Source organism: Micromonospora foliorum (genome assembly GCF_022229015.1).
GTDB lineage: Bacteria > Actinomycetota > Actinomycetes > Mycobacteriales > Micromonosporaceae > Micromonospora > Micromonospora foliorum.
Genome location: NZ_JAKKFF010000044.1, coordinates 1 through 4,250, shown reverse-complemented (window position 1 = coordinate 4,250; position 4,250 = coordinate 1). Strand labels below are relative to the sequence as shown.

At 74.0% G+C, this 4,250-nt stretch carries 4 protein-coding genes and 1 pseudogene; 4 read left to right on the top strand and 1 reads right to left on the bottom strand.

Annotation, left to right across the window (positions count from 1 at the left end):
- On the top strand, positions 1 to 1,052 hold a 1,052-nt coding region (locus tag PSH25_RS04190; protein WP_238657737.1), incomplete at its 5' end, for an ATP-binding cassette domain-containing protein.
- Positions 1,053 to 1,120: 68 nt separating this feature from the next.
- Positions 1,121 to 1,792 (top strand): permease prefix domain 1-containing protein, encoded by a 672-nt coding sequence (locus tag PSH25_RS04185; protein WP_238657736.1) that lies wholly within the window; start codon positions 1,121 to 1,123, stop codon positions 1,790 to 1,792.
- Positions 1,793 to 1,812: 20 nt separating this feature from the next.
- Here PSH25_RS04185 and PSH25_RS04180 read toward each other — a convergent pair whose 3' ends face one another.
- On the bottom strand, positions 1,813 to 2,151 hold the full coding sequence (locus tag PSH25_RS04180) for a PadR family transcriptional regulator (RefSeq protein WP_238657735.1): 339 nt from the start codon (positions 2,149 to 2,151) through the stop codon (positions 1,813 to 1,815).
- Positions 2,152 to 2,309: 158 nt separating this feature from the next.
- Between PSH25_RS04180 and PSH25_RS04175 the strand changes: the two genes are divergently transcribed.
- Together PSH25_RS04175 and PSH25_RS04170 are read left to right on the top strand one after the other, a co-directional pair.
- Positions 2,310 to 3,269 carry a SatS C-terminal domain-containing protein gene (locus PSH25_RS04175; RefSeq protein WP_238657734.1) on the top strand — a complete coding sequence of 320 codons (960 nt, stop codon included), beginning with the start codon at positions 2,310 to 2,312 and terminating at the stop codon, positions 3,267 to 3,269.
- Positions 3,270 to 3,308: 39 nt separating this feature from the next.
- Positions 3,309 to 4,250 (top strand): annotated as a pseudogene (locus PSH25_RS04170) (transposase); the annotation flags it as partial.

The following is a 4,250-nucleotide window of genomic DNA, read 5'->3' as shown; positions in this document are numbered from 1 at the left end:
TGGAACGTCGGCTGGCCGCCACCGGGTTCGCCGTGGACGCGGCCGGCGTGCTGACCTCCGGCGTGACCGCCGCGGCGGTGGTGCTGGTCGCGCTCGCCGCCGACGTGTCGGGGGTGCTGGTGGGCGTCCTGGCCGTCGGCACACTGGCCGCCGTGGAGGTGACGCTGGCGCTGGTCACGGCCGCCCGGCAGTGGACGCAGCTGCGGCCCGGCCTGACCAGGGTGGCCGACCTGCTCGACGCGAACCCTTCGACCGCGCCGGCCGCGACCGGTCCCACGGACCTGAGCGGCCCACACGAGCTGCGCTTCGTCGACGTGACCGTGCGGTACCGGGCCGGCGCGGCGCCCGCCCTGGACGGGGTCAGCCTGGACCTGCCGGCGGGACGCCGGATCGCTGTCGTCGGCCCGAGCGGCGCCGGCAAGAGCACCCTGGCCGCCGTGCTGACCGGCACCGTCCGGCCCGCGTCCGGCCGGGTCACCCTGGACGGTCACGACCTTTCGACGTACGCCGAGGAGGCGCTGCCCCGCGCGGTCGGCGGGCTGCTGGCCGAGGCGTACGTCTTCCACGCCACGGTGCGGGAGAACCTGCTGCTCGGGCGGGCCGGGGCAGGCGAGGAGGAGCTGACCGCGGCCACCGCCGCCGCCGGCCTGCTGGACTGGGTCCACGCCCAGCCGGCGGGCTGGGACACGCTTGTCGGCGAGGAGGGCGGGCAACTCTCCGGCGGTCAGCGGCAGCGGCTGGCGCTCGCCCGGGCCCTGCTCGCCGCGCCGCCGGTGCTGGTGCTCGACGAGCCCACCGAAGGTCTGGATCCGACCGCCGCGGACGCGGTGCTCGCGTCCGCCCTGGCCGCCACCCCCGCCGGGCACTCGGTGCTGCTGATCAGCCACCGGCTCAGCGGGCTGGCCGAGCTGGACGAGATCGTGGTCCTGGACGGCGGCCGGGTGATCCAGCGTGGGCGGCACGCCGAGCTGGTCGCCGCCCCGGGCTGGTACCGGGACCAGTGGCAGCTCCAGGCCGCGGCCGAACGGGGTTACCTGGCGCTCGCCCCCTGACCCGACTCCGGGGCGGACCAGGGTTCTCCCGGACGTCGACCCGCCGGAGTCCGTGGCAGGGTGGTGCCATGCGCGCTGAGGACGTGATGGTCGACGAGCACCTGCGGGAGCTGGCCGCCCGGTTGCAGGGGCCGGCGCGACTCAAGTCCGACCTGCTGACCGAGGCCCGGCACGGGTTGCTGGACGCCGTCGAGGCGTACCGGGAGAGCGGGCTGCCAGCCACCGAGGCGCAGCGCCGGGCGGTGGTCGAGTTCGGCTCACCGGCGCAGGTGCTCCCGTCCTGGCAGGCCGAGCTGGCGGTGGGCGCCCTGCGTGGGCTCTCCCTGCGGATGCTGGCTGTCGCCGGGGTGGGGGTGGCCGCCGGCGATCTGACCTGGCGCGGGGCAAGCTGGAGCAACGGCCCCCGCCCCCCGGCCGGCTACCTGCTGCTCTCCAACTCGGTCGACTGGATCTGGATGAGCACCCTGCTGCTCTCGGTGGCCGGTCTGCTGGTGGTCTGGGCGAGCGCGCGGGCACCCCGGGCGGGCCTGGCCCTGGCGCAGCGTGCGGTGGGCGCCGGCCTGACCGGCCTGCTGGCCCTCGCCATGCTGGCCGGCTGCGCCCTCTTCACCTGGTCAGTCAACCTCTGGGACGCGGCGCTGCACTGGCCCCCGATGATCGTCGGGGCGGTGTTGGTGGGCGCCGGATACTTCTCGCTGACCCGCGCGGCGCGCGGCTGGCTGCTGGCCACCACCCGCTGATCCGCGACGGACCGGGAGGATCAGGCCGGGGCGGGCGGGCTGCCGGGGTCGAGGAACCGGCCGACGGTCGTTTGGAACTCACGCCAACCGGCGCGCTCCCCGGCCAGCGCCCGCCGGCCCGAGTCGGTGAGCTGGTACGTCCGCCGTTCCCGGCCGCTGACCGTGCTCCAGGTGCTCGCCACGTGGCCGGCGCGTTCCAGGCGCCGGAGCGCCGGATAGATGGTGCCGGTGGGCAGGTCCAGATTGCCGTCGCTGCGGGCGCGCAGCGCCTCGATGATCGCGTAGCCGTGCAGCGCGCCCTGTTCGAGAACGGCGAGCAGCAGAGCGTCGAGATGGCCGTGCAGCGCCTGGGCCTTCATGCGTAGCTACGCTACTTGTCGAACCGCCGGTTCGCCAGCGGTGACGACCAGCAGGTCGGACCGGTGCGTCAACCGGCCACCGGGGTGCGGGCATCGGTCACCCAGGGCCGCCGACTAGGGTATGTGCCCAGAGTCACTCGCCGGTCAGACCCCGGCGGGTGGGCAACCCGAAGCACACGGAGGTCAGCGTGGCCCGCCAGTCGCCCCAACGGCCCGACGCCGACGAGCCCGAGCTCGACGACACCACCGGCGCGGCCGAGCCAGACGAGACCGAGGAGACCGACCGCCCGTCGGCGTCGATCGACCGTTCGCTCTGGGACGAGCTGCGCATCGACCCAGTGGAGATCGCCCTGCCCGCCGGCACCGGCTTCACGCTCCGGGCGTACCGGCCGGCCAGCTCGCTGACCCCCACCGACGTGACCGAGCGCGACCAGGACGACCCGTTCCTGGCCCGCCGCCAGGCGATCGAGGAGGACGAGGACGACGAGACCGTCGTCATCCTCGACGAGGAGCTGGCCGAGGAGTTCGCGGCCGAGGACGAGGACGACGAGTCGACGCGCCGCCGCCGCGACAGCGCCGCCGCCGACACCGACGACGAGTCGGACGAGGCCGTCACGGACGAGGCGGACGACGAGGAGGTGCCGGTCTTCCTCAGCAACCGCGGCAAGCTGCTGCTGTTCAAGACCCCCGAGTCGCTCGTCAGTTTCATCCGATCCGGTGCGCCCAACGATCTGTCCCAACTGGACAGCTGGAATGAATTGTCCGAACGGGTGGAGCCGGCAGATATCGTTCCGCTCGACGAGGACACCTACGAGCTCGACCTGGTCGTGGAGAACCTGCGCGGCGGGCACGACACGTGGGATTCGACCCTGCTGATCGAGGCGGGCGAGGCCGCGCGTGACCTCTCGTACGCATTGCGGCTGCCTGCGGTACTCGACATGCTCTCCGCCGGCTCCAGCCTCGACGACCTGGACGAGGCGCTGCGTGCCACCGCCAACGGTGGGATCGGCGCGTTCATGGGTCGCCGACGGCTGAAGAAGATCGGAGCGCAGACCGCGAGTTTGGGTTGGCGCACCATTGTCGGCAAGATCTCTGCGGTGGTGGACTGGCGCGACTGACCCGTACCGGGGAGCATCAGTTGCTGGCAGAGGAAAGACCTGTCCCGGGAGGAGGACGACGCCGTGGCGCTCGTGCGCGTTTACTGCGGTCTGGCCTCGGCGGATCCGGCTGACCGACCGGCCTCCGCCGGTTCGACGCTGACGTCCGCTGTGGTCGACGACGCAGGCCGTCTGCTGCATGTCTGCGAGATCAGCGATGACGCCGCTGGCTACGCCCAGCTCGTCGCGCTGCTCGTGGAGCGGTCGGGCGGGCCGAGCGGTGCGGCCATCGCCGCCGACAGCGACGACCACACGGTCACCTCGCTGCTGAGCGCGGCGGGGCGACCCCTGGCGATCGCCGACGACGACTCGGTGGACGACTTCGCCGAGCGGTTCGCCGACGACGACTCCCTTGAGGAGATGCAGTCGCCTCCGGCCGAACGACGGGCGGTCGGCCTGGCCCGTGCCTTGCAGGCGGGGGCGCTCTCCGCCGTCACCCTGCCGGCACCCCGGGACCTCGCCGGCTACAAGCAGGTGCTCTCCGCGCACGCCGCTCTGGCCAGCGGTCGACACTCCGCCGCCGTGGCGCTGCGCGAGGTTCTGCGGGAGCTCTACCCGGCGGCCCTGCGCGCATACCCGGACCCGGCCGAGCCGGTCTCCCTGGCCGTGCTGGACGCGCTGCCCGAGCCGGGCATGCTCGGCGGCACCGTGGCCCGGGGTCGCGAGGTGTCGGTCGCGGCGGATGCCATCGCCGCGCACCTCGCCGCGGACGGGGTCGCCGACGCCGAGGAGATCAACGAGGCGGTCACCGCCCTGCGGGTCGCCATCTCCGAGACACCCCGACGCGCCGCGGTCAACCGGGCGCTCACGTCCGCGGTGGCCGAGACGGTCCGCCAGGCCGTCGCCTCCGTACGGGCCTGCGACGCTGGGTGCGAGGCGCTGGTCAGCGCGCTCAGCTCGCGGGTCAGCACGCCTGCCCAGGCGCCCGGCCGCCGTGCCGCT